The organism is Pseudomonas sp. AC463, from assembly GCF_979253585.1.
Window position 1 is genome coordinate 1 of sequence record NZ_CEEDDZ010000967.1, and the last position, 249, is coordinate 249.

The 249-nt window shown below is 62.2% G+C and carries 1 pseudogene; it reads right to left on the minus strand.

What is annotated here, in order from left to right:
- Positions 1-249, minus strand: a pseudogene (locus AC0IYH_RS33115) (MFS transporter); the annotation flags it as partial.

The following is a 249-nucleotide window of genomic DNA, read 5'->3' on the forward strand; positions in this document are numbered from 1 at the left end:
CATCAGGCCGATCACCGCCCAGAGCACCTTGCGACGGCCCAGCTTGTCAGCGAGGGCACCGATCTGCGCGGAGCTGTAGATGCCCGACAGGTAAACCACCGAGAGCAGGCCGATACTGGTCTGGTCGAGTTTGAACGGTGCTTCGATCAGGCGGTAGCCGATGTAGTTGAACATCGTCACGAAGGCGCCCATCAGCAGGAAGCCCTGCAGGAACAGCCACGGCAGGCCGGCATCGCGAAACTGCAGGGT